Origin of the sequence: Desulfosporosinus sp. OT (genome assembly GCF_000224515.1) — a bacterium.
In the GTDB taxonomy this organism is placed as follows: domain Bacteria; phylum Bacillota; class Desulfitobacteriia; order Desulfitobacteriales; family Desulfitobacteriaceae; genus Desulfosporosinus.
Genome location: NZ_AGAF01000147.1, coordinates 1 through 1,640, shown reverse-complemented (window position 1 = coordinate 1,640; position 1,640 = coordinate 1). Strand labels below are relative to the sequence as shown.

Annotated in this window: 1 protein-coding gene; it reads right to left on the bottom strand. The window is 40.5% G+C overall.

What is annotated here, in order from left to right; translation table 11 throughout:
- Positions 1-233 precede the first annotated feature (233 nt).
- Positions 234-1,400 carry a sulfate adenylyltransferase gene (gene sat, locus DOT_RS13115; RefSeq protein WP_009619451.1) on the bottom strand — a complete coding sequence of 389 codons (1,167 nt, stop codon included), beginning with the start codon at positions 1,398-1,400 and terminating at the stop codon, positions 234-236.
- Positions 1,401-1,640: the final 240 nt, after the last annotated feature.

Sequence of the window (1,640 nt, the reverse complement as noted above, 5' to 3'; positions counted from 1 at the left end):
AAATTGAATTAGCCTCTTTACGTTTGAATCACTTATAACATCTAAGTTTTTCGCCTAAAAGGAGAACCTTCCAACTCAAAAAAGCTGTAATTAAAGAATCAACAACACCTTAGTGACCTGAAAGGAAACCCCTGATATGCGGTATTCACCAGAATAATCAAGTCTGATTCAACAAAAGAGTCTTTTCACTAATTCACGCATCCACTGCGCAAAATTCCTTACCAGCAATTAACTTACTTTGAGGAATAATATTTGAGCAGGATTTGCAAGACTTCTGGGCGGCTGAAATTGCTAGGTGGCACTTCGCCGGCTCCTAACATCGCTCTTAACTTTGTACCACTGATCTTCAGATGATCTTCTTTACCATGTGGGCAAGTTTTTTCAGTAGTCATGCCACCGCATTTGTTGCAATACATAGCTGCAGTCACTTTGAGTGGCTGGCAGAGAAGTTCGCCTGGTTTGAATTGATCAAATATTTCTTGAGCTTGATAAGCAGTATAGTAATCGCCTACACCAGCATGGTCACGGCCTACTAAAATGTGGCTGCAACCAAAGTTTTGACGGAAAATGGAGTGAAGAATAGCTTCGCTAGGTCCTGCATAACGCATTTCCATTGGATATACTTTCATCACGACACTTTTCTCATTGAAATAATTTTTTAACAGGACTTCGTAACATTCCAGACGTGTTTCAGCCGGAATGTCGCCCTCTTTGAGTTTTCCAACGATTGGGTGAATAAAGAGTCCATCACAAACTTCATTACCCATCTTGCATAAGAATTCATGGGAACGATGTAAAGGATTCCGTGTTTGGAAAGCTGCAACAGTTGCCCAGCCTTTTTCGTCAAAGATTGCTCTAGTTTGAGCAGGGGTAGCATAATAATCGCCGTATTTTGAAGCATATCCGAGTTGGCTAAACGTTACTAACGAACCACCAACGTTGATATTTCCTTGAGCCATAACTTTGACAACACCGTCATGTACAGGATCATCTGTAAAGAAAACTGCCTTGCATTCTTTGACTTTGTCATACGTATATTTATCGCTAACCGTTAAAATACCGCAATAAGTATCAGTTTCATCATCAACTAAGGCTACTTCCATGCCAATAGTGAGGCTGGCTGCTTGCTCTTCAGTGACTGAAAGAGTGATTGGGAGTGGCCATGCTAAACCATTGGTTAAGTGTTTTGTTTCAACAACACTTTCATAGTTCGCTTTATCCATGAATCCTGTCAATGGGCTAAATGCACCCATACCAATCATTAAAAGGTCAGAAGTTTCTCTAGAAGTCATGCGAATTACAGGTAATGTTTTAGCTTTTGCCAAAGCCTCAGCACGTTGTTCTTCCGGGAGCAATACTGGAGTTAACTTTCCGCCATGTGGTGGTACAAGTTTAGACATTATTAAATCCTCCTCTATATTATTTTATTTTTTGATATGGTGAGTCTACGACAGAAACAGGTGTTTATCCTAGTCAGCGTCCACAACACTTTTGCTGAAAAAGACACTGCATAAACAGAGTTTCCGGCATCCCCCCTTTCAAAATTCCCTTAACTTTTATAAAACCCTATTACTCAGCCCAAACTCCTTATCTCGTGGTTCTATGGAGAAACCCTATCTCCGACAAAAGATCAAGCTTGG

What these genes read in the sequence shown, in the direction of transcription:
- sat (WP_009619451.1), bottom strand. Translation starts at nt 1,400, where the DNA reads ATGTCTAAACTTGTACCACCACATGGCGGAAAGTTAACTCCAGTATTG.